Source organism: Streptomyces sp. NPDC028419, assembly GCF_055565515.1.
Genome location: NZ_JBVHUE010000012.1, coordinates 162,376 through 182,087 on the forward strand (window position 1 = coordinate 162,376; position 19,712 = coordinate 182,087).

Here is a 19,712-nt window from a genome sequence, read left to right on the forward strand (position 1 = left end):
GGCCCACAACCCCCCCCACCCCCCCCCCCCCCCCCCCCCCCCCCCCCCCCCCCCCCCCCCCCCCCCCCCCCCCCCCCCCCCCCCCCCCCCCCCCCCCCCCCGATTCCTGTCGACGTCTTGACGCCGGATCCAGGGTCAGCCGGCGTGGACGTGCGGCCGGCGGGTGCGGTCGGGTTCGGCCTCGCGGATGACCTCGCGGGTGACTGGCGCGACCTCGCCCTGGCCGAACAGGAAGAAGCGGAAGAAGTTGGCGAACGGGTTGCCCTCGGTCCACTCGAAGTAGATGTGGGGGCGTTGGCCGGTCTCGTCGCGGACGTGCAGGAGGAGCGCGGCGAGCGCGTTGGGGATGCTGGAGCTCTCCAGGGTCAGGACGCGGTAGCGGTCGTGGAGCACCTCGCCGCGCACCCGCATGCTGGATTCGAACTCGGACGCGTCCAGGACGGTGACCTCGACGAACATGACGTCGTCCTCGGCCGGGATGTCGTTGTCCGCGCGGATCTGCTGCTTCTTCTGCCGGTACTCGTCGAGGTCCCGGCTGTCCGGCTCGTTGGCGATGAAGCGGATCGTCCGATTGGCGGTGTCGCGGATGAACCGCTGGGCCATGTCGTCGAATTCCATGTGGGTGACGCGCAGCTCGAAGACGCGGGCGAGCCGCGAGAGGAGGGAGAGCGCCATGATGCCGGCGATGAAGCAGGCGCCGATCTTCACGCCGTCGGGGCGTTCGGCGACGTTGACGGCAGTGGTGTAGACGAAGACCGCGGAGATCACGCCGAAGCCGATCGTCCAGCCGCGCTGACCGGCCTTCCGGGCCGCGATGGTTACGGCGACGGCCGCCGAGGTGATCAGGACGAGGACACCGGTGGCGTACGCGCCGCCCTGGGCGTCCACGTCGGCGTCGAAGATCCAGGTCACCAGGAACGCGATGAGGGTGAAGACGATGACCATCGGGCGCAGGGCGCGGGCCCAGGAGGGGGCCATGCCGTAGCGGGGCAGGTAGCGCGGCATCAGGTTGAGCAGGCCGGCCATCGCCGAAGAGCCCGCGAACCACAGGATCAAGATCGTGGAGATGTCGTAGACGGTCCCGAAGGCGGAGCCGATGTACTCGTGCGCGAGGTAGGCCAGGGCACGGCCGTTGGCCTCGCCGCCCGGCTGGAACTGGGCGGGCGGGATCAGCAGCGTGGTGATGAAACTGCTGGTGATGAGGAAGACGCTCATGATGAGGGCCGCGGTCGTCAGCAGCTTCTTGGCGCCGCGGATCCGGCCCGCTGGCTTCTCCTCGGTGTCGCCGGAGTCGCCCTCGACGTGCGGCATGACCGCCACACCGGTCTCGAACCCGGAGAGGCCGAGCGCGAGCTTCGGGAACACGACGAGGGCGATGGCGATCATCATGAACGGATTGCCGTGTTCGGCGGTCAGAGCCTCCGTCCAGTCGGTGATGACGTGCGGTTCGCTGATCACCTTCCAAAGGCCGACGGCCACGACGACGACGTTCAGCGCGAGGTAGGAAGCCACCAGGACCACGGCCACGCCGATGGCCTCGCTGAACCCCTTGAGGAACACCGCGCCGAGGAGCGCGATCATGATCAGGGTGATGAGCACCTGGTGGCCGTTGAGGGTGCTGGTGAGGTGCGGGTTCTCCACCAGGTGCGCGGTGGCGTCCGCGGCCGACAGGGTGATGGTGATGAGGAAGTCGGTCGCCGCGAACCCGAGCAGGGTCAGGACGAACAGCTTGCCCTTCCAGAACGTCAGCAACCGCTCCAGCATGGCGATCGAACCCTCGCCGTGCGGGCTCTCCTCGGCCACTCGCCGGTAGACCGGCAGGGCGCCGAAGAGGGTCAGCAGCACGAGCACGATGGTTGCCAGCGGCGACAGCAGACCGGCCGCGAGCGCCGCGATGCCTGGCTGGTAGCCGAGGGTGGAGAAGTAGTCGAGACCCGTCAGGCACATCACCCGCCACCACGGCCGACCGTGGGGCTGGGCCGCTGCCTCCTTGGCTGCGGGCGAACTGTTCTCGGCGGTCAGGCCTTCCAGCAGCCACGCGCGCAGGCGCGAGGAGCGGGTAGGGGTGGCCATCGTGGGGTGCTCCTGTCGTACGGCAAAGAATCAGCCATCGACATCGACGGCGGAGCAAGCGTACGCAGACTGATCTCTTATGCCCGTGGCTGAGCCGATCCTGACGCGTCCTTAACGCGCACAGAGCCACCTGTGGCGTAGCGAGCGAGCGACCACAGTGGTCACGAACGAGGAGCGGGGGCGGCCCGGAGGGAGGCCGCCCCCTGATGAGCTGTTGCCGGACGTCAGCCGAGGCCGGGGACTGTGGACACCAGCAGGTCGATGAGCTTGATGCCGACGAAGGGCAGGATCAGGCCGCCGAGGCCGTAGACGCCGAGGTTGCGGCGCAGCAGGTCGTGTGCGGAGGCGGGCCGGTAGCGGACGCCGCGCAGGGCGAGTGGGATGAGGGCGACGATGATCAGGGCGTTGAAGATGATCGCCGAGGTGATCGCCGAGGTGGGGCTGCTCAGGCCCATGATGTTGAGCGCGCCGAGGCCCGGGTAGGCCGAGGCGAACATGGCGGGGATGATCGCGAAGTACTTGGCGACGTCGTTGGTGATGGAGAAGGTGGTGAGCGCGCCTCGGGTGATGAGGAGCTGTTTGCCGATCTCGACGATGTCGATGAGCTTGGTGGGGTTGGAGTCCAGGTCCACCATGTTCCCGGCCTCCTTGGCGGCCGAGGTGCCCGTGTTCATGGCCACGCCGACGTCGGCCTGCGCGAGGGCCGGGGCGTCGTTGGTGCCGTCGCCGGTCATCGCGACGAGCTTGCCGCCGGCCTGCTCCCGCTTGATGAAGGCCATCTTGTCCTCGGGCGTCGCCTCGGCGAGGTATTCGTCGACGCCGGCCTCCGCGGCGATGGCGCGGGCCGTCAGCTCGTTGTCGCCGGTCACCATGACCGTACGGATCCCCATGCTCCGCAGCTCCGCGAACCGCTCCCGGATGCCCTCCTTGACCACGTCCTTGAGGTGGATGATGCCGAGGACCCGCGGACCGTCCCAGTCGTGGACCGCCACCAGCAGAGGGGTCCCGCCGGACTGCGAGACCTGAGCGGACCAGGCAGCGGCCTCTGCCTGTACGGTCCCGCCGCGCATCGCCACCCAGTCCATGACCTCTACCACCGCGCCCTTGCGGATGGCGCAGCCCGCGCCGTTGTCCCAGCTCAGGTTGATCCCGCTCATCCGGGTGCGGGCGCTGAACTCGGTGAAACGGGGGTTGCTGAGGCCCTCGGCAGCGGCCGGCTGGATCCCGTGGTGCTGAGCCAGGGCCACGACGGAGCGGCCTTCGGGGGTCTCGTCGGCGAGGGACGACAGCTGGGCGGCGTCCGCGAGCTTGATGTGCTCGACTCCGGGGAGCGGGATGAAGGCGGCGGCCTCGCGGTTGCCGTGGGTGATGGTGCCGGTCTTGTCGAGGAGGAGGGTGTTCACGTCGCCCGCCGCCTCGACGGCGCGGCCGCTCATCGCGATGACGTTGCGCTGCACGAGGCGGTCCATGCCCGCGATGCCGATCGCGGAGAGCAGGGCGCCGATCGTGGTGGGGATGAGGGTGACGAGGAGGGCGACCAGCACGGTCGTGGACTGGGCGGCGCCCGCGTACGCGGCCATCGGCTGGATGCTGACCACGATCAGGATGAAGATGACGGTCAGGGCTGACAGCAGGATGTTCAGCGCTATCTCGTTCGGGGTCTTTTGCCGGGTGGCGCCCTCGACCAGCGCGATCATCCGGTCGATGAAGCTGTTCCCGGAGCGCGAGGTGACCCGCACGACGATCGAGTCCGACAGGACGGTCGTACCGCCGGTGACACCGGACCGGTCGCCGCCCGACTCCCGGAGTACGGGGGCCGATTCACCGGTGACGGCCGACTCGTCCACCATCGCCGCACCGTCGACCACGTCCCCGTCGGCCGGAACCAGCTCCCCCGCTTCGACGAGCACGAAGTCGAAGGGCTGGAGTTCGGCCGGGGTCACGACCTCGGTCTCGGCGCTGCGCAGGTTCGTCCCGTACGTCCAGTGCTTGAGCCGGAGCGCGACCGTGTCCGTACGCGCCTTGCGCAGCGACTCGGCTTGGGCGCGGCCGCGGCCCTCGGCGACGGCCTCGGCGAGGTTGGCGAACAGGACCGTCAGCCACAGCCAGACGCTGATCACCCAGGTGAAGACCGACGGGTGGATGAGCGCCGACAGCGTGGTCAGGACCGATCCGACCGCGACGACGAACAGCACCGGCTTCTTCACCAGCTCACGGGGATGGAGCTTGGCAACGGCCTCCCTGGCCGAGGTGGCAAGGAGCTCGGGCTCCAGCACGTTCACCTGGCCGGAGCGTTTCCGGGACGGTCGGTTGACCGGGGTCCGCGGAGGGGTGCCGAGATCCGGGGGAACGTGCTGCGCGGCGGCGGGAGGCATGGAGCGACCTTCTGGTGAGTTCGGCTGGGCACCCCCCTGCCGGCAAAGGCCGGGCAAGGAGCGGGTGCGGGTGAGGGGCGTCGCCGCCGGGGACTGTCTCGCATGGACCCCCTCGGCCGTCATGTGAGTGGTCGAGATCCCCGGCGGCGCAACAGGCAGGAAACTACTGCCCGTTCCAGAGGAAAATCCCATGTGCGCGGGGGAATTGGCACCTTCTTGACGGCGGCGCACGAGACGTGTCAAGCCGCCGTCAACGGCACGTCAAAGCGCGTCGGAGGTGATGCGGAAGCGCAGTCGGCAGATCACCGCGTCGGTGTCGCGGCGAACTGCGTGGGCGACGACGGAGCCGCGCTGGTTCTGGAGCATCCGCTGCCACAGGTGAGCGGGTTCGGTCTCCGGGATGAGGACGGTGACCTGGGCGTCCGGGTGTGCCTGTGCCAGCTCGCGCACGTACGCCGACACCGGCCGACCGAGCGAACGGGTGTCCGAGGAGACTTCGACCAACTCGATCCCCGGCTTCCACAACTCCCAGTCCCGGCGCAGGGCTTCGGCCGCCTGACGGTCCTCCGGAGCGGGGTGGGTGACGGTCACGGCGAGGACCTCGTCGCCGAGCGAGCGGGCTGCGGTGAGTGCCTGGCAGGTCAGTCGGGACAGCCCTGAGACGGGCACGACGACCAGAGAGCGGGAGCGTTGGGGCGGCTGAGGGATGCGGCCGAGCTCCAGGCGTTCGCCGATCTGAGCGTAGGCGCGATGGATCTTCTCGAAGGCGAGGACGATCAGCGGCAGGGCGAGCACGATCAGCCAGGCGCCCTCGGCGAATTTGGTGGCGGTCACGACGATCGCCGAGACTCCGGTGAGCAGTGCGCCGAAGCCGTTGAGGACGGCCTTCGCCTGCCAGCCCTGGGGCCGCTCCCCGTACCAATGCCGGACCATGCCGACCTGGCAGATGGTGAAGCCGACGAAGACCCCGATCGCGAACAGCGGGACGAGGGTGTTGGTGTCGCCGCCGGAGAACACCAGCAAGGCGGCCGACACGAGCGCCAGCCACACCACGCCGTGGCGGTGCACCTGGCGGTCCGCCTTGAGGGCGAACACGTGCGGCAGGTAGTTGTCGCGTGCCAGCAGACTCATCAGGACGGGCAGCCCGCCGAAGGAGGTGTTCGCGGCGAGCGCCAGCAGCACCATGGTGGCGAACTGGACGACGTAGAAGGCGGCGTTGTGGCCGAACGAGGCGTCCGCGAGCTGGGCCAGGACGGTGACGCCCTCCACGGGCTGAAGGTGGAAGCGGCCGATCAGGACCGACAGCCCGATCAGCATCACACCGAGCAGGGCGCCGAGGGCCACTTCGGTGCGCTGGGCCCGGCGGGCCGCCGGGGCGCGGAAGGACGGGACGGCGTTGGCGACGGCTTCCACGCCGGTCAGGGCGGAGCAGCCGGCCGCGAATGCCTTCAGCAGCAACAGGGCGCCGACGGTGGTGGCGCCTTCCCCCAGAGCGGAGGCGTGGCCGGCGGCCGAGGCGGTGCTCACCGGGCCGTCACGGAACAGACCGACCACGACCATGGCAAGGATCGACCCCACGAACACGGCGGTCGGGACGAGGAACGCCTTGGCGGAGTCCACGACCCCGCGCAGGTTCACCGCCGTGACCAGGACCAGCACCCCGAGGCAGATCCACACCCGCTCCCCGTACAGCTCCGGGAAGGCCGAGGTGAGGGCGGCCACGCCGGCGGTGACGGAGACGGCCACGTTCAGTACGTAGTCGAGGATCAGCGAGGCCGCGGCGACCAGGCTCGTGCGCCGGCCGAGGTGTTTCTTGGCGACGGCGTACGAGCCGCCGCCGTCCGGGAACGCGGCGATCACCTGTCGGTACGAGGCCACCAGCACGGCCAGGAGCGCCGCGATCGCCAGGGTGACGGGGAGGGTGAACCCGAGGCCGTAGGCACCGGCTGCCGCCAGGACCAGCACGATCGACTCCGGCCCGTAGGCGACGGAGGCCATCGCGTCGAGCGACAGCGCGGCCAGACCTTGGAGGGCGGTCAGCCGGTGCCGGTCCGGTGCCTCGGGAGGCGTCCGTACGCCGGTATCAGGAGGTTCCTCCGTGCCCGGCGCCTGTCCTGCCACGGTCGTCTTTCCCCTGTGTATGACCATCTTCGCTGTTCCTCCGATTGGACAAAGTGAGGACAGCGTCGGGATGGCATGGCCGAGTGACCAGTGCTCTTGGCGGAATCCATACGACCGCCGCCCCACTCTTCACGCACTCCTGACGCCGGCGCCGCGAAGTCGTATGAGGTGCGTCAAGACCTCGCCAGGGTGCGTGGCTCCTTCATCGACCGGGGGCACGCTTGATATGGGCGACACATGTCCCACGGAACCAAGGGAGTACACACTGATGGACGCGGAAAACGTGGTCGGGCTCATCGTCGCCGTCGCTCTGCTTGCCTATCTCGTGACCGCCCTCATCAGGCCCGAGAGGTTCTGAACCGAGCCCGTCATGTCCGGACGGGAGGCATCACATGTCCGGGTACCGACTCCACGACCGTGCCGTCCTGCTCACGGCCCTCGTGATCCCCTTCCTCGTGGCGCTCGCCCTCGTGCCGCTCCGGACCGACCTTTCAGCGACGAACGAGGCTCTGATCATGGTCGTCGCGGTGGTCGTGGTCGCCGCGCTCGGCACCCGGGCGGCCGGGGCGCTGGCCGCACTGTCCGCGGCCGCCTGGTTCGATTTCTTCCTCACCAGGCCCTATCAGCAGTTCGCCATCGCCGACGGTGACGAGATCCAGACGGCTTTCCTCCTGCTCGTCGTCGGACTGATCGTTTCGCAGCTGGCGGTACGCGTACGGCGGCTCGGGAAGGTCGTGGTGACCGACGCCGCGCACCTGTCCAGCCTCCAGGGAACCGCTCGGCTGGTCGAGGACGGCGGTTCGCCCGAGGCGGTGGTCGAGTACGTGCGCCGGGAGCTCGTCGGCCTGCTGGGACTGCGCGGCTGCCGCTTCGAGTACGGCAGGCTCCTCGGGCACCGGCCGCGTCTGGAGCACGACGGCAGCCTGTGGCTGCGCAGCGGCGGCCGGATCACCGAGTACGCCGACTGGCCGGACGGGGAGACCGAACTGCGCGTCGTCGGCGGCGGCCACTACTACGGCCGCTTCCTCCTCGATCCGCTCCCGGACCTCCCCCTGCCCGCCGAAGAGGCCCGCTTGGTGGCCGTCGCCCTGGCCGTGCAGGCCGGCGCCGCCCTGGACACGGCCGGCCTGTCCCACCAGGTCTGACCTGCCGGTTCACGGCTTCACGCGTAAGCGCGGCGTTAAGAGTTCCATTGCGCCCGTATGGACCCCGTCAAGGTGTCTTAACGCCGGGCCGAAGAGACGGTTATCTCGTCATCGGCCATCTGGCCGATTCATTTCCTCCCTCTTCATCCAGGAGCTCACGGTGGCCGATCTGGCCTTCGTCGTCACCACGGTCGCGGTGTTCGCGCTGGTGGCTCTCATCGCCCGGGGGGTGACCAAGCTGTGAACGCCGAAAACATCGTCGGCCTCGTCGTGGCCGTCTCCCTGCTCGGATACCTCGTCCTCGCCCTTGTGTACCCGGAGAGGTTCTAGCCACCGATGAGTCCCGTTCTCGCTGGTGTGCTCCAGCTCCTCGCACTGATCGCCGCGCTCGCGCTGGCGTACCGCCCGCTGGGCGACTACATGGCCCGCGTCTACTCCTCCGAGAAGCACTACAAGCCGGAGAAGTGGATCTACAAGGCCATCGGCGCCAACCCGTCGGCCGAGATGCGCTGGCCCGCCTACCTGCGTGCCGTCCTCGCCTTCTCGGCGGTGAGCGTCCTCTTCCTCTACGCCCTCCAGAGGGCGCAGGGCGTCCTGCCCGGCTCGCTCGGCTTCTCCGCGATCGACCCGGACCAGGCCTTCAACACCGCCGCCTCCTTCGTGGCCAACACGAACTGGCAGTCGTACTCCGGCGAGCAGGCCATGGGCCACGTCGTACAGACCGGCGGCCTCGCGGTGCAGAACTTCGTCTCCGCCGCCGTCGGCATGGCCGTCGCCGTCGCCCTCGTACGGGGCTTCGCGCGCTCCCGCACCGGTGACCTCGGCAACTTCTGGGCCGACATGGTCCGCGGAGTGGTCCGGATCCTGCTGCCCATCTCCGTGATCGGCGCGATCATCCTGGTCGCCTGCGGTGCGATCCAGAACTTCTCCGGGATCCACGAGGTCGGCCAGTTCATGGGCGGCTCGCAGCAGTGGAACGGCGGCGCGGTGGCCTCGCAGGAGGTCATCAAGGAGCTGGGTACGAACGGCGGCGGCTACTTCAACGCCAACTCCGCGCACCCCTTCGAGAACCCCACCCCGTTCTCGAACCTCTTCGAGATCTTCCTGATCCTCCTCATCCCGTTCGCGCTGACCCGCACCTTCGGCCGCATGGTCGGAAACCTGCGCCAGGGCTACGCGATCCTCGCGACGATGGCGACCATCTGGATCGGCTTCACCGCGCTGATGATGTGGACCGAGTTCGCCCACCACGGACCGGCGTTGCAGGCCGCGGGCGGTGCGATGGAGGGCAAGGAGACCCGGTATGGGATCGGCGCCTCCGCGATCTTCTCGGTCGCCACGACCCTGACCTCGACCGGTGCGGTCAACTCCTTCCACTCCTCCTACACCGGGCTCGGCGGCGGCATCCAGCTGCTGGGCATGCAGCTCGGCGAGATCGCGCCCGGCGGTGTCGGGTCCGGCCTCTACGGCATGCTGGTCATGGCGATCATCGCGGTGTTCATCGCCGGCCTGATGGTCGGCCGCACCCCCGAGTACCTGGGCAAGAAGATCGGCACCCGCGAGATCAAGTTCGCGGCCTGCTACATCCTCATCACCCCCGCTCTGGTGCTGGGCTTCACCGCCGCGGCCATGGCGCTGGACACCCCGGCCAACTCGATGACCAACACCGGGGCGCACGGATTCTCCGAGATCCTCTACGCCTACACCTCGGGCGCCAACAACAACGGGTCCGCCTTCGCCGGGCTCAGCGCCGACACCCCGTGGTTCAACACCACCATCGGCCTCGCCATGCTGCTGGGCCGCTTCCTCCCGATGGTGTTCGTCCTCGCACTGGCCGGCTCGCTCGCCGAGCAGAAGCCCGTACCCGAGACCGCGGGCACGCTGCGCACCGACAAGCCGCTCTACACGGGCCTGCTCGTCGGCACGATCCTCATCGTCACCGGTCTGACCTACTTCCCGGCCCTGGCGCTGGGTCCGCTCGCCGAAGGACTCGCATCATGAGCACCGCCACACCCACAAGGGCTCCGCACCAGGACGTGCCCACCGGCCACAAGCCGGGCGGCGGGCGCGTGGGCGGCGGCCTGTTCGACCCCAAGCAGCTGTTGAAGTCCTTCCCCGACGCCGTCCGCAAGCTCGACCCCCGGATCATGATCAAGTCCCCGGTCATGTTCGTCGTCCTGATCGGCTCGGTCGTCACCACCGTCCTCGCGATCAAGGACCCGACGGACTGGTTCGGCTGGGCCATCACGGCCTGGCTGTGGCTGACCACGATCTTCGCCAACCTCGCCGAGGCCGTCGCCGAGGGCCGGGGCAAGGCCCAGGCCGACACCCTGCGCAAGGCCAAGACCGACTCCGTCGCCCGCCGCCTCACCAAGGACGGCAAGAGCGAGGAACAGGTGCCCGGCGCGGAGCTGCGCATCGGTGACCTGGTGGTCTGCGAGGCCGGCGACATCATCCCGGGCGACGGTGACGTCGTCGAAGGCGTCGCCTCCGTCGACGAGTCCGCGATCACGGGCGAATCGGCCCCGGTGATCCGGGAGTCGGGCGGTGACCGCAGTGCGGTCACCGGCGGTACGAAGGTGCTCTCCGACCGGATCATCATCAAGATCACGACGAAGCCGGGCGAGACGTTCATCGACCGCATGATCGCCCTCGTCGAAGGCGCCGCGCGGCAGAAGACGCCCAACGAGATCGCGCTGAACATCCTGCTCGCGTCCCTCACGATCGTCTTCCTGCTCGCGGTCGTCACCCTGCAGCCCTTCGCGATCTACGCGGGCGCCGAGCAGTCCATGATCGTGCTCACCGCACTGCTGGTCTGCCTGATCCCCACCACCATCGGCGCGCTGCTCTCCGCGATCGGCATCGCCGGCATGGACCGCCTGGTCCAGCGCAACGTCCTCGCCATGTCCGGCCGCGCCGTCGAGGCCGCGGGCGATGTCTCCACGCTGCTGCTCGACAAGACGGGCACCATCACCCTGGGCAACCGCCAGGCGTCGGAGTTCGTCCCCGTCAAGGGCACGACGGAGGCCGAGCTGGCCGACGCCGCCCAGCTCTCCTCCCTCGCGGACGAGACCCCCGAGGGCCGTTCCATCGTCGTCCTCGCGAAGGAGAAGTACGGTCTGCGCGAGCGCCACCAGGGCGAGCTCGCCCACGCCGAGTGGATCGCCTTCACCGCCCAGACCCGTATGTCGGGTGTGGACGTGGACGGCAAGCAGACCCGCAAGGGCGCGGCCGGCTCGGTCATCACCTGGGTCAAGGAGCAGGGCGGCGAGGTCTCCGACGACGCCGACCTCCTCGCCAACAAGATCTCGGAAGCGGGCGGCACTCCGCTCCTCGTCGCCGTCAAGGACGACAAGGGGGCCCGTGTCCTGGGCGTCATCCACCTCAAGGACGTCGTCAAGGAGGGCATGCGCGAACGCTTCGACGAGCTGCGCCGCATGGGCATCAAGACGATCATGATCACCGGTGACAACCCGCTGACGGCCAAGGCGATCGCGGAGGAGGCGGGCGTGGACGACTTCCTCGCCGAGGCCACCCCCGAGGACAAGATGGCCCTCATCAAGCGGGAGCAGGCGGGCGGCAAGCTCGTCGCGATGACCGGCGACGGCACGAACGACGCCCCGGCCCTCGCCCAGGCGGACGTCGGCGTGGCCATGAACACCGGAACCTCGGCCGCCAAGGAGGCCGGGAACATGGTGGACCTGGACTCCAACCCCACCAAGCTCATCGAGATCGTCGAGATCGGCAAGCAGCTCCTGATCACGCGCGGGGCGCTCACCACCTTCTCGATCGCCAACGACGTCGCGAAGTACTTCGCGATCATCCCGGCCATGTTCGCCGTGGTCTACCCCGGCCTGGACAAGCTCAACGTCATGGGCCTGGCCTCCCCCGAGTCCGCGATCCTCTCCGCGGTCATCTTCAACGCGCTGATCATCATCGCGCTGGTGCCGCTCGCCCTGAAGGGCGTCCAGTACAAGCCGACCAGCGCCGACAAGATGCTGCGCCGCAATATCGGGCTGTACGGCGTGGGCGGTCTGATCGCCCCGTTCATCGGCATCAAGATCATCGACCTGCTCATCTCCCTCATCCCCGGAATCGGCTGATCTGCCATGAACAATTCCGTATCCAGCACCGTCCGCCTGATCGGTGCGGGCCTGCGCGCCCTGCTCGTCCTGACCGTGATCTGCGGGGTCATCTACCCGCTCGCCGTCACCGGGATCGCCCAGGCCCTCTTCAACGGCAAGGCCAACGGCTCCGAGATCAAGGACAAGAGCGGCCAGGTCGTCGGCTCCTCCCTCATCGGCCAGAACTACAACCTGCCGAAGAAGGACCCCAACGACGCCGAAGAGGCGGCCAGGCCGGACCTGAAGTGGTTCCAGCCGCGTCCCTCCAACGGCCTGGGCAGCAACAGCGTCAACATGCAGTACTCGCTGATCCTGTCCGGCGCCACCAACCGCTCCGCCGACAACGGAGCCGTGGGCGGCCAGTGCACCAAGGCGGCGGAGGAAGGCACGCTCTGCGCCCAGGTCGTCGCCGCCAAGGAAGCCGTCATCGCGGACAACTCCACCGCCGGCCACACGGTCAGGCCGCAGGACGTGCCGGCCGACGCCGTCACCTCCTCCGGATCCGGGCTCGACCCGGACATCTCCCCCGAGTACGCCAAGCTCCAGGTCCACCGGGTCGCCGAACAGAACAGGCTCGACGTCAAGCAGGTCGAGAAGCTCGTCGCCGACCACACCACCGGCCGGACCCTCGGCTTCATGGGCGAACCCCGCGTCAACGTCCTTGAGCTCAACATCGCCCTCAAGGCACTGACCAAGAGCTGATGTTCCGCATCGCACGGTCTGAGCGCCGGCGGGGCGCGGAGCTCCCCCAGCTGCCGCTGGGAGGGCCCCAGCGCCCCGCCGGCCTCGTGCCATGCCCGTTACGAAGGAAGGCTGCACACCGATGACCCGGGTGCTGGTGGTGGAGGACGACCCTCAGCTCGTCCGCGCGCTCAAGATCAATCTCCAGGCGCGCAAGTTCGAGGTCGAGGAGGCTTCGGACGGCGGCTCGGCCCTGCGGCTCGCGGCCGCCCACAAGCCGGACGTCATAGTGCTCGACCTCGGACTCCCCGACATGGACGGCATCGAAGTCATCAAGGGTGTCCGCGTCTGGAGCAAGGTCCCCATCCTGGTCCTCTCCGCCCGTCACACCTCGGAGGACAAGATCCGTGCGTTGGACGCGGGCGCGGACGACTACGTGACGAAACCGTTCAGCATGGACGAGCTCCTGGCCCGGCTGCGGGCAGCCGCCCGGAGACATGAACCCCCGGCGGCTTCGCAGGCCGACGAAGTCTCCGTGGTCACGACCGAAGAGTTCACCGTCGACCTGGTGGCGAAGAAGGTGCAGCGCGGCGGGCGCAGCGTACGGCTCACCCCGACCGAATGGCACCTGCTTGAAATCCTCATCACCCACCCCGGCCGCCTGATCACTCAGAGCCAGCTTCTTCTGGAGGTCTGGGGACCGACCTACGGGGAGAACACCAACTACCTGCGTGTGTACATGGCCCAGCTACGGCGCAAACTGGAAGCGGACCCCTCCCACCCCCGGTACCTGATCACCGAACCGGGCATGGGCTACCGCTTCGAACCCTAGTCACCCGTCCGATCCACAGCAGAGAAAAAGAGTCGGAACATGGGACGCGGCAAGCTCCGCATCTACCTCGGCGCGGCGCCGGGCGTCGGCAAAACGTACGCGATGCTCTCGGAGGCGCACCGCCGGATCGAGCGGGGCACCGACTGCGTCGTCGGCTTCGTCGAGCACCACAACCGTCCGCGCACCGAGGTCATGCTGCACGGCCTCGAACTCATCGAGCGGCGCGAGCTCGAGTACCGGGATGCCACCTTCACCGAGATGGACGTCGACGCGATCCTCGCCCGGCGCCCCGCGGTCGCGCTCGTGGACGAGCTCGCGCACACCAACGTGCCCGGCTCGCGCAACGCCAAGCGCTGGCAGGACGTCGAAGAGTTGCTCCAGGCGGGCATCGACGTCGTCTCCACCGTCAACATCCAGCACCTGGAGTCCCTCGGCGACGTCGTCGAAACCATCACGGGTGTGCGCCAGCGGGAGACCGTCCCCGACGAGGTCGCCCGCCGGGCCGACCAGATCGAGCTCGTCGACATGTCCCCGCAGGCGCTGCGGCGCCGCATGGCGCACGGCAACGTCTACAAGCCCGACAAGGTCGACGCGGCCCTCTCGAACTACTTCCGGCCCGGGAACCTCACCGCGCTGCGCGAACTGGCCCTGCTGTGGGTGGCGGACCGGGTCGACGAGTACCTCCAGGAGTACCGGGGCGAGCACAACATCCGCTCCACCTGGCAGGCCCGCGAACGCATCGTCGTCGGCCTCACCGGCGGACCCGAAGGCCGTACCCTCATCCGGCGCGCCGCCCGCCTCGCGGAGAAGGGAGCGGGCGGCGAGGTCCTCGCCGTCTACATCGCCGCCAGCGACGGGCTCACCTCCGCCTCGCCCAAGGAACTGGCCGTCCAGCGCACCCTGGTCGAGGACCTGGGCGGCACCTTCCACCACGTCATAGGCGACAACGTCCCCGACGCGCTGCTGGAGTTCGCCCGCGGGGTCAACGCCACGCAGATCGTGCTGGGAGTCAGCCGTCGCCGCTCCTGGCAGTCCGTCTTCAGCCCCGGCGTGAGCGCCACCGTCGCCCGCGAGTCCGGACCGGACCTCGATGTGCACATCGTCACCCACGACGAGGCCGCCAAGGGCCGCGGCCTGCCCGTCGCCCGCGGCGCGCGGCTCGGCCGCTCGCGCATCATCTGGGGCTGGCTGACCGGTATCGTCGGCCCCGCCCTGCTGACCGTCCTGCTGAGCCAGGTCGTCCCCGAGCTCGGCCTCGCCAACGACATGCTGCTCTTCCTCACCTTCACGGTGGCGGCGGCGCTGCTCGGCGGCCTGCTCCCGGCCCTGGCGTCGGCGGCGTTCGGATCGCTGCTCCTGAACTACTACTTCACCCCGCCGCTGCACAAGTTCACCATCTCCGACCCCTTGAACATCGTCGCCATCGCGATCTTCGTAGGAGTGGCCGTGTCCGTCGCCTCGGTGGTCGACCTGGCTGCCCGGCGCACCCACCAGGCGGCCCGGCTGCGCGCCGAGTCCGAGATCCTGTCCTTCCTCGCGGGCAGCGTCCTGCGCGGCGAGAACTCCCTCGACGCCCTCCTCGAACGCCTCCGCGAGACCTTCGCGATGCAGTCGGTCGTCCTCCTGGAGCGCACCACCGAGGTCGACCCCTGGACCACGGCCGCCTCCGTCGGCACCAGCCCCGTCAGCCGGCCCGAGGACGCGGACGTAGACCTGCCCATAGGCGACAACATGGCCCTCGCCCTGACCGGCCGGGTCCTCCCTGCCGAGGACCGTCGCGTCTTGGGCGCCTTCGCGGCGCAGGCAGCCGTCGTACTCGACCGCCAGCGCCTCGTCGGCGAGGCCGAGAAGTCCCGCGAACTCGCCGAGGCCAACCGCATCCGCACCGCTCTGCTGGCCGCCGTCAGCCACGATCTGCGGACCCCGCTCGCCGGCATAAAGGCCTCGGTGAGCTCGCTGCGTTCCGACGACGTCGAATGGTCCGAGGAAGACAAGGCCGAACTCCTGGAGGGCATCGAGGACGGCGCCGACCGACTGGCCGCACTGATCGGCAACCTCCTGGACATGTCCCGCCTCAACACCGGCACCGTCGTCCCGCTGATCCGCGAGACCGACCTCGACGAGGTCGTACCGATGGCCCTGGGCGGCGTGCCCGAGGACAGCGTCGAACTCGACATCCCCGAAACCCTCCCCATGATCGCTGTCGACCGCGGCCTGCTGGAGCGAGCCGTCGCCAACATCGTCGAGAACGCCGTCAAGTACAGCCCCGGCGGCCAGCCCGTCAACGTCACGGCCAGCGCCCTGCACGAGCGAGTGGAACTGCGCGTCGTCGACCGCGGCCCCGGCGTCCCGGACGAGGCCAAGGACCGCATCTTCGAACCGTTCCAGCGCCACGGCGACGCCCCGCGCGGCGCCGGAGTCGGCCTCGGCCTCGCGGTCGCCCGCGGCTTCACCGAGGCCATCGGCGGCACCCTCACGGCCGAGGACACTCCCGGCGGCGGCCTCACCATGGTCATCACCCTCCCCATAGCGGGTGGCGCACGGCCGGTGACCGCGGAACTCCCGACCTCTGCGGTCACCTGAATCGGCCCGCGGACGAGACCTGTTGTGACAGCGCGTAGTCCGTGATCTCCACGAGGTCCCGCGCACAGGCGAACTCGGCCTTCTTCATGGGAGCGAGAGCCGCGACGATCGACAGGCGCACGCCCGACGCGAGAAGGGGTGCGAGTCCGTGTCGCGGACGAGGGCCCTGACTGCCACCCACCGGGACGTCCGGCGTCATACGGCGCGCGCCTCACGCCAGGCCGCCGCAGCGGCCGGCAGCGCGCAGGCGACAGCGGCCACGAAGGCGGAGGCGACACTGTCCAGGAAGACGGTGAAACCGAGCAGGAGCGTCAGGACGTAGGCATCCGACCAGGCGCCGATCACCCTGAGATGCCTGCCGCCGTAACCGGCGCGGGACCACGGGCTGCCTCGTCGCGAACGAAGCACGCGAGCCGCCCAGCTCGGTATACACCGGGAGCTGGACGGCTCATGTGTTGTGCGACGTTTGACCAGCACGCGCTCGCATCGGCCCGTACCCCCACAGCCGGACCATGCGCATCTTCGGCGGTGTTCAGGTCGCCGACCTCCAGCCGCGTGCCACCGGACCGTCACCGGCTCCGTCGCTCCGCCAGTCTGGAGCCGGCTGACGTCCGTGACAACACTCCTTTACGCGTTCCTTCCGCACGGTCATCGATCTTTGACGCGGCCCTGATGACCTGCGCGAAGACCGGATTCGCACGGTCACCCGACGGCCATCAGAAGGCCGTCAAAGTCCCGGTCAGGATCTTGCCCTGGCTTCCCCGATGGGCTGGGATGAAGGCATGAACAGCGGTCCGCGCTACGACGATCGGCCCCCGTCACGGCGAAGCCGTGCCGGTGTCACGTCGGTGCAGCCGACAGCGCCCGCTGTCCGCCCGGCCCTCTGACGTCGGCCGCGCGTCCCTCCGCGTACCTGCCACCGGCGTCCTGAAGGACTCCGGCCGGGGCTTCGTACGCGTCCTCCCCTTCACCGCATGACCTGAGCCCTCGCCCCCTGCCCAACGCCGGCGGCGCCGGGCGCGTCAGCCATGCCTGCTTCCAGGAATCCCACATGTCTTCATCCCTGTCCGGACGTACCGTCCTCGTCACCGGCGCCACCGCCGGCATCGGCTACGAGACCGCCCGCCAGCTCGCCCAGCGCGGCGCGGTCGTCCTTCTCCATGGCCGCACCGCCGAAGAGGCCCAGGCCGCGGCCGACCGTCTGGTGACCACCGAGGGCATCGACAGCGCCCTGCTGCGCCCGCTCGCCGCCGACTTCATCCGTCTGGAGGAAGTCGAGAACCTGGCCCACGCCGTCGTACGGGAACACCCGCGCCTCGACGTACTCGTCAACAACGCGGCCATCGCCGCCCCCGAGCGCCACACCCTCACGGTCGACGGCAACGAGATCGCCTTCCAGGTCAACTTCCTCGCGCACTACCTCCTCACCAACCTCCTGGAACCATCCCTCACCAGCGACCCGGGCGGGCGCGTCGTCAACGTCTCCTCCTCGCTCCACCGCACGGCCGCCATCCAGTGGAGCGACCCGAACCGGGAGCGCCGTTACTCGCGGCTCGCCGCCTACGCCCAGTCGCAGCTGGCGCTGACCGTCTTCGCCTCCGACCCGCGCGTCACCGCCGTGTCCGTCCACCCCGGTGTCTGCGAGACCGGCCTGCTCCCCCTCTACGGCAACGAGGGCGAATCCGCCGCCGAGGGCGCCCAGCACGTCGTACGCCTCTGCGACCCCACCACCGAGATCGTCAACGGCGCCTACTACGACCGCGCCGAACGCGTCGCCCCGGCCGCCGCCGCCACCGAGGACCGCACGATCAAGCGCCTCAACAAGCTCGCCGACCTCCTCGTCGGCCACACCGCCTGAAGGGACACCCGTCCATGTCCAAGCGCGCACGCAAGAAGAGGACCCGCCGCAAGAAGGGCTCCAACCACGGCAGCAAACCCTCCTGCTAGCCATCGGCCCAATCCGCGGGGCGGCCCTCCGAACAGGGCCGCCCCGCCTCCGTGTCCCGACAAGGAAGCCTCGTGATCAACCTGCCGTCCCACCGACTCCCGGCCCTGGTCGGCTGGTTCCCCACGGGGTCCCCGGGCTCGGCCGCCCTGACCGGGCACGTCCTGACGGGATCCACCGCACCTGGGGCGGTCCGGACGCCCTCGCCCGCTCCGGCTACGCCTGGGCCGCCTTCCCGAGCGACCGCAACGCGCCGGCCATCGGTCCCTGCGTGGTCAGTGCCCCTCGGCCCTCCCGGACAGCGAGATCGAGGTCGCGGAGACGGTACGGGGCGCGTCGTGCCGGGCCGTTTCGTCCCAAGTGGTGGTCGCTCCCGTCGCCGCGAGCGCGAGCGGGATCAGCAGCCCGGTGGCGAGCAGCACGCACGCCGCGCGAGCGAGGCGCAGCCGGCCGGGCAGGGTCGCCGAGTAGCGGTCGGTGAGCAGGCGGGCCGTTCGTCCGGCCCTGCGTGCACGCCGACATCTGGCTCAACAGTTCGACCCACCAGGCGCGTTGATGGTCTTCGTGCGCGGGGGGACGCAGAATTGACGGGCCTTGACGGCGTGCCCGATCCGTCGGCTCCGCCGCGCTCACACCTCGAAGCGGTACCCCATGCCGGGGGCGGTGATCAGATGGCGCGGGTGTGACGGGTCCGCTTCCAGCTTCCGCCTGAGGTGAGCCATGTACACCCGCAAGTAGTTGGTCTGCGTTCCGTAGGACGAACCCCACACCTCCTGGAGCAGACACCGCTGGCTGACCAGCCGGCCCCGGTTGCGGACCAGGACCTCCAGCAGATGCCATTCCGTCGGCGTGAGCCTGATGCTCTTCCCTCTGCGCCTCGCCTTCTTCGCGAGCAGGTCGACGGTGAACTCCTCGGTCTCGACGACCGCTTCGTTCGCGGCGGCCGACTCCTGTGTCGGTGTGCGGCGGATGACGGCTCCCAGCCGGGCCAGCAGTTCGTCCACGCTGAAGGGCTTGGTGATGTAGTCGTCGGCGCCCGCGTCCAGGGCCTGGATCTTCTCCTCGGAGCCGTGGCGGGCGGAGACCACCAGGACGGGCACCTTCGACCATCCGCGCAGTTGCTTGATCACCTCGATCCCGTCCATGTCGGGCAGTCCGAGGTCCAGAAGGACCACGTCCGGGCGGCAGGCCGCCACGGCCTCCAGGGCCGTACCCCCGTCCTGCGCGCAGTCCACGTCGTAATTCCGCGCCTTCAGATTGATCACCAGCAACCGCGCAAGCTGCGGTTCGTCATCCACCACGAGCACCCGGGGCATTGGCGGGCCGCCTTCCTGTTGCACGTCCTGTGAGTACGGATAAGCGGAGGGAACAGCGGTTTTCGGCCGCCTCGACAGGCGTTGACGACGTCCATACGGCCGCGGGTGCGACTTTGACGGCTTCCTTACGGGCGAGGCTCGCGCGGCAGTGCACGGGACGGCCCGTCCGTGATGCGTCCCGGCTCCAGCCCGACCCCCCGCGGTCCGGACTGGGCGTGGCCTCGGCGGTGATCGTCACGCGCCCTCCAACCTCGCACCACGGACGGTCGTCCGCTTCCCCCTGCCACCCAGTCTGCGATCACCACCGCATGCCAACGCACCGCGTTGACGCCCTTCTCACGGCAAACCCGGACTTCCTGACGCGCTGCTGATGGCGGGCATCGGGGTGTCGTAAACGAGTCGTAAACACCATCGGCATCGGCGACGGGCAGCCGGCCGTTCCGCGCGAGCTACTGCTGGGGAGCGCGGCAGGAGGGCAGCGTCCGTCCAGCCTCGGTGAGGAGGCGCTCGGCAAGTC

At 69.3% G+C, this 19,712-nt stretch carries 15 protein-coding genes; 9 read left to right on the top strand and 6 right to left on the bottom strand.

Annotated features, from left to right (window positions below; translation table 11 throughout):
- Positions 1–135 precede the first annotated feature (135 nt).
- The 3 genes from ACZ4UB_RS16720 to ACZ4UB_RS16730 all read right to left on the bottom strand — a co-directional run bounded on the left by ACZ4UB_RS16720 (position 136) and on the right by ACZ4UB_RS16730 (position 6,596).
- Positions 136–2,073, bottom strand: a complete 1,938-nt coding sequence (locus ACZ4UB_RS16720; protein ID WP_468070782.1) for an APC family permease — start codon at positions 2,071–2,073, stop codon at positions 136–138.
- A gap of 224 nt (positions 2,074–2,297) precedes the next feature.
- Positions 2,298–4,448, bottom strand: coding sequence for a potassium-transporting ATPase subunit KdpB (kdpB, locus tag ACZ4UB_RS16725; protein WP_468070783.1), 2,151 nt, complete (start codon positions 4,446–4,448; stop codon positions 2,298–2,300).
- A gap of 261 nt (positions 4,449–4,709) precedes the next feature.
- Positions 4,710–6,596: an APC family permease gene (locus ACZ4UB_RS16730; RefSeq protein ID WP_468070785.1), complete on the bottom strand. Its 1,887-nt coding sequence runs from the start codon at positions 6,594–6,596 to the stop codon at positions 4,710–4,712.
- A gap of 241 nt (positions 6,597–6,837) precedes the next feature.
- Between ACZ4UB_RS16730 and kdpF (ACZ4UB_RS16735) the strand changes: the two genes are divergently transcribed.
- The 8 genes from kdpF (ACZ4UB_RS16735) to ACZ4UB_RS16770 all read left to right on the top strand — a co-directional run bounded on the left by kdpF (ACZ4UB_RS16735) (position 6,838) and on the right by ACZ4UB_RS16770 (position 15,934).
- On the top strand, positions 6,838–6,927 hold the full coding sequence (gene kdpF / locus ACZ4UB_RS16735) for a K(+)-transporting ATPase subunit F (RefSeq protein ID WP_214346424.1): 90 nt from the start codon (positions 6,838–6,840) through the stop codon (positions 6,925–6,927).
- 34 nt (positions 6,928–6,961) lie between these two features.
- Positions 6,962–7,714, top strand: a complete 753-nt coding sequence (locus ACZ4UB_RS16740; RefSeq protein WP_468070788.1) for a DUF4118 domain-containing protein — start codon at positions 6,962–6,964, stop codon at positions 7,712–7,714.
- Between the two features lie 240 nt (positions 7,715–7,954).
- Positions 7,955–8,044, top strand: coding sequence for a K(+)-transporting ATPase subunit F (gene kdpF, locus ACZ4UB_RS16745; RefSeq protein ID WP_037789535.1), 90 nt, complete (start codon positions 7,955–7,957; stop codon positions 8,042–8,044).
- A 6-nt stretch (positions 8,045–8,050) separates the two neighbouring features.
- Positions 8,051–9,715 (top strand): potassium-transporting ATPase subunit KdpA, encoded by a 1,665-nt coding sequence (kdpA, locus tag ACZ4UB_RS16750; RefSeq protein WP_468070790.1) that lies wholly within the window; start codon positions 8,051–8,053, stop codon positions 9,713–9,715.
- Entirely contained in the window at positions 9,712–11,817 is a 2,106-nt protein-coding gene (kdpB, locus tag ACZ4UB_RS16755) for a potassium-transporting ATPase subunit KdpB (protein WP_468070792.1), read from the top strand. The genes kdpA and kdpB (ACZ4UB_RS16755) overlap by 4 nt, the downstream gene beginning before the upstream one ends.
- Positions 11,818–11,823: 6 nt before the next feature.
- Positions 11,824–12,540 carry a potassium-transporting ATPase subunit C gene (locus ACZ4UB_RS16760; RefSeq protein ID WP_468070794.1) on the top strand — a complete coding sequence of 239 codons (717 nt, stop codon included), beginning with the start codon at positions 11,824–11,826 and terminating at the stop codon, positions 12,538–12,540.
- 121 nt (positions 12,541–12,661) lie between these two features.
- Positions 12,662–13,351, top strand: coding sequence for a response regulator (locus tag ACZ4UB_RS16765; RefSeq protein ID WP_468070796.1), 690 nt, complete (start codon positions 12,662–12,664; stop codon positions 13,349–13,351).
- Positions 13,352–13,390: 39 nt separating this feature from the next.
- Positions 13,391–15,934, top strand: a complete 2,544-nt coding sequence (locus tag ACZ4UB_RS16770) for an ATP-binding protein (RefSeq protein WP_468070798.1) — start codon at positions 13,391–13,393, stop codon at positions 15,932–15,934.
- Positions 15,935–16,129: 195 nt separating this feature from the next.
- On the opposite strand, the gene ACZ4UB_RS16775 is transcribed toward ACZ4UB_RS16770, so the two are convergent.
- The gene (locus tag ACZ4UB_RS16775) at positions 16,130–16,279 is read right to left on the bottom strand and encodes a hypothetical protein (RefSeq protein WP_468070800.1); all 150 of its coding nucleotides are present in this window, start codon (positions 16,277–16,279) and stop codon (positions 16,130–16,132) included.
- Between the two features lie 706 nt (positions 16,280–16,985).
- Between ACZ4UB_RS16775 and ACZ4UB_RS16780 the strand changes: the two genes are divergently transcribed.
- Positions 16,986–17,792: an SDR family NAD(P)-dependent oxidoreductase gene (locus ACZ4UB_RS16780; RefSeq protein WP_468070801.1), complete on the top strand. Its 807-nt coding sequence runs from the start codon at positions 16,986–16,988 to the stop codon at positions 17,790–17,792.
- A gap of 362 nt (positions 17,793–18,154) precedes the next feature.
- Here the strand turns inward: ACZ4UB_RS16780 and ACZ4UB_RS16785 are convergent, their stop codons facing one another.
- Together ACZ4UB_RS16785 and ACZ4UB_RS16790 are read right to left on the bottom strand one after the other, a co-directional pair.
- On the bottom strand, positions 18,155–18,301 hold the full coding sequence (locus ACZ4UB_RS16785) for a hypothetical protein (RefSeq protein ID WP_468070803.1): 147 nt from the start codon (positions 18,299–18,301) through the stop codon (positions 18,155–18,157).
- 207 nt (positions 18,302–18,508) lie between these two features.
- Positions 18,509–19,195 (bottom strand): response regulator transcription factor, encoded by a 687-nt coding sequence (locus ACZ4UB_RS16790; RefSeq protein ID WP_468070805.1) that lies wholly within the window; start codon positions 19,193–19,195, stop codon positions 18,509–18,511.
- Positions 19,196–19,712 lie beyond the last annotated feature (517 nt).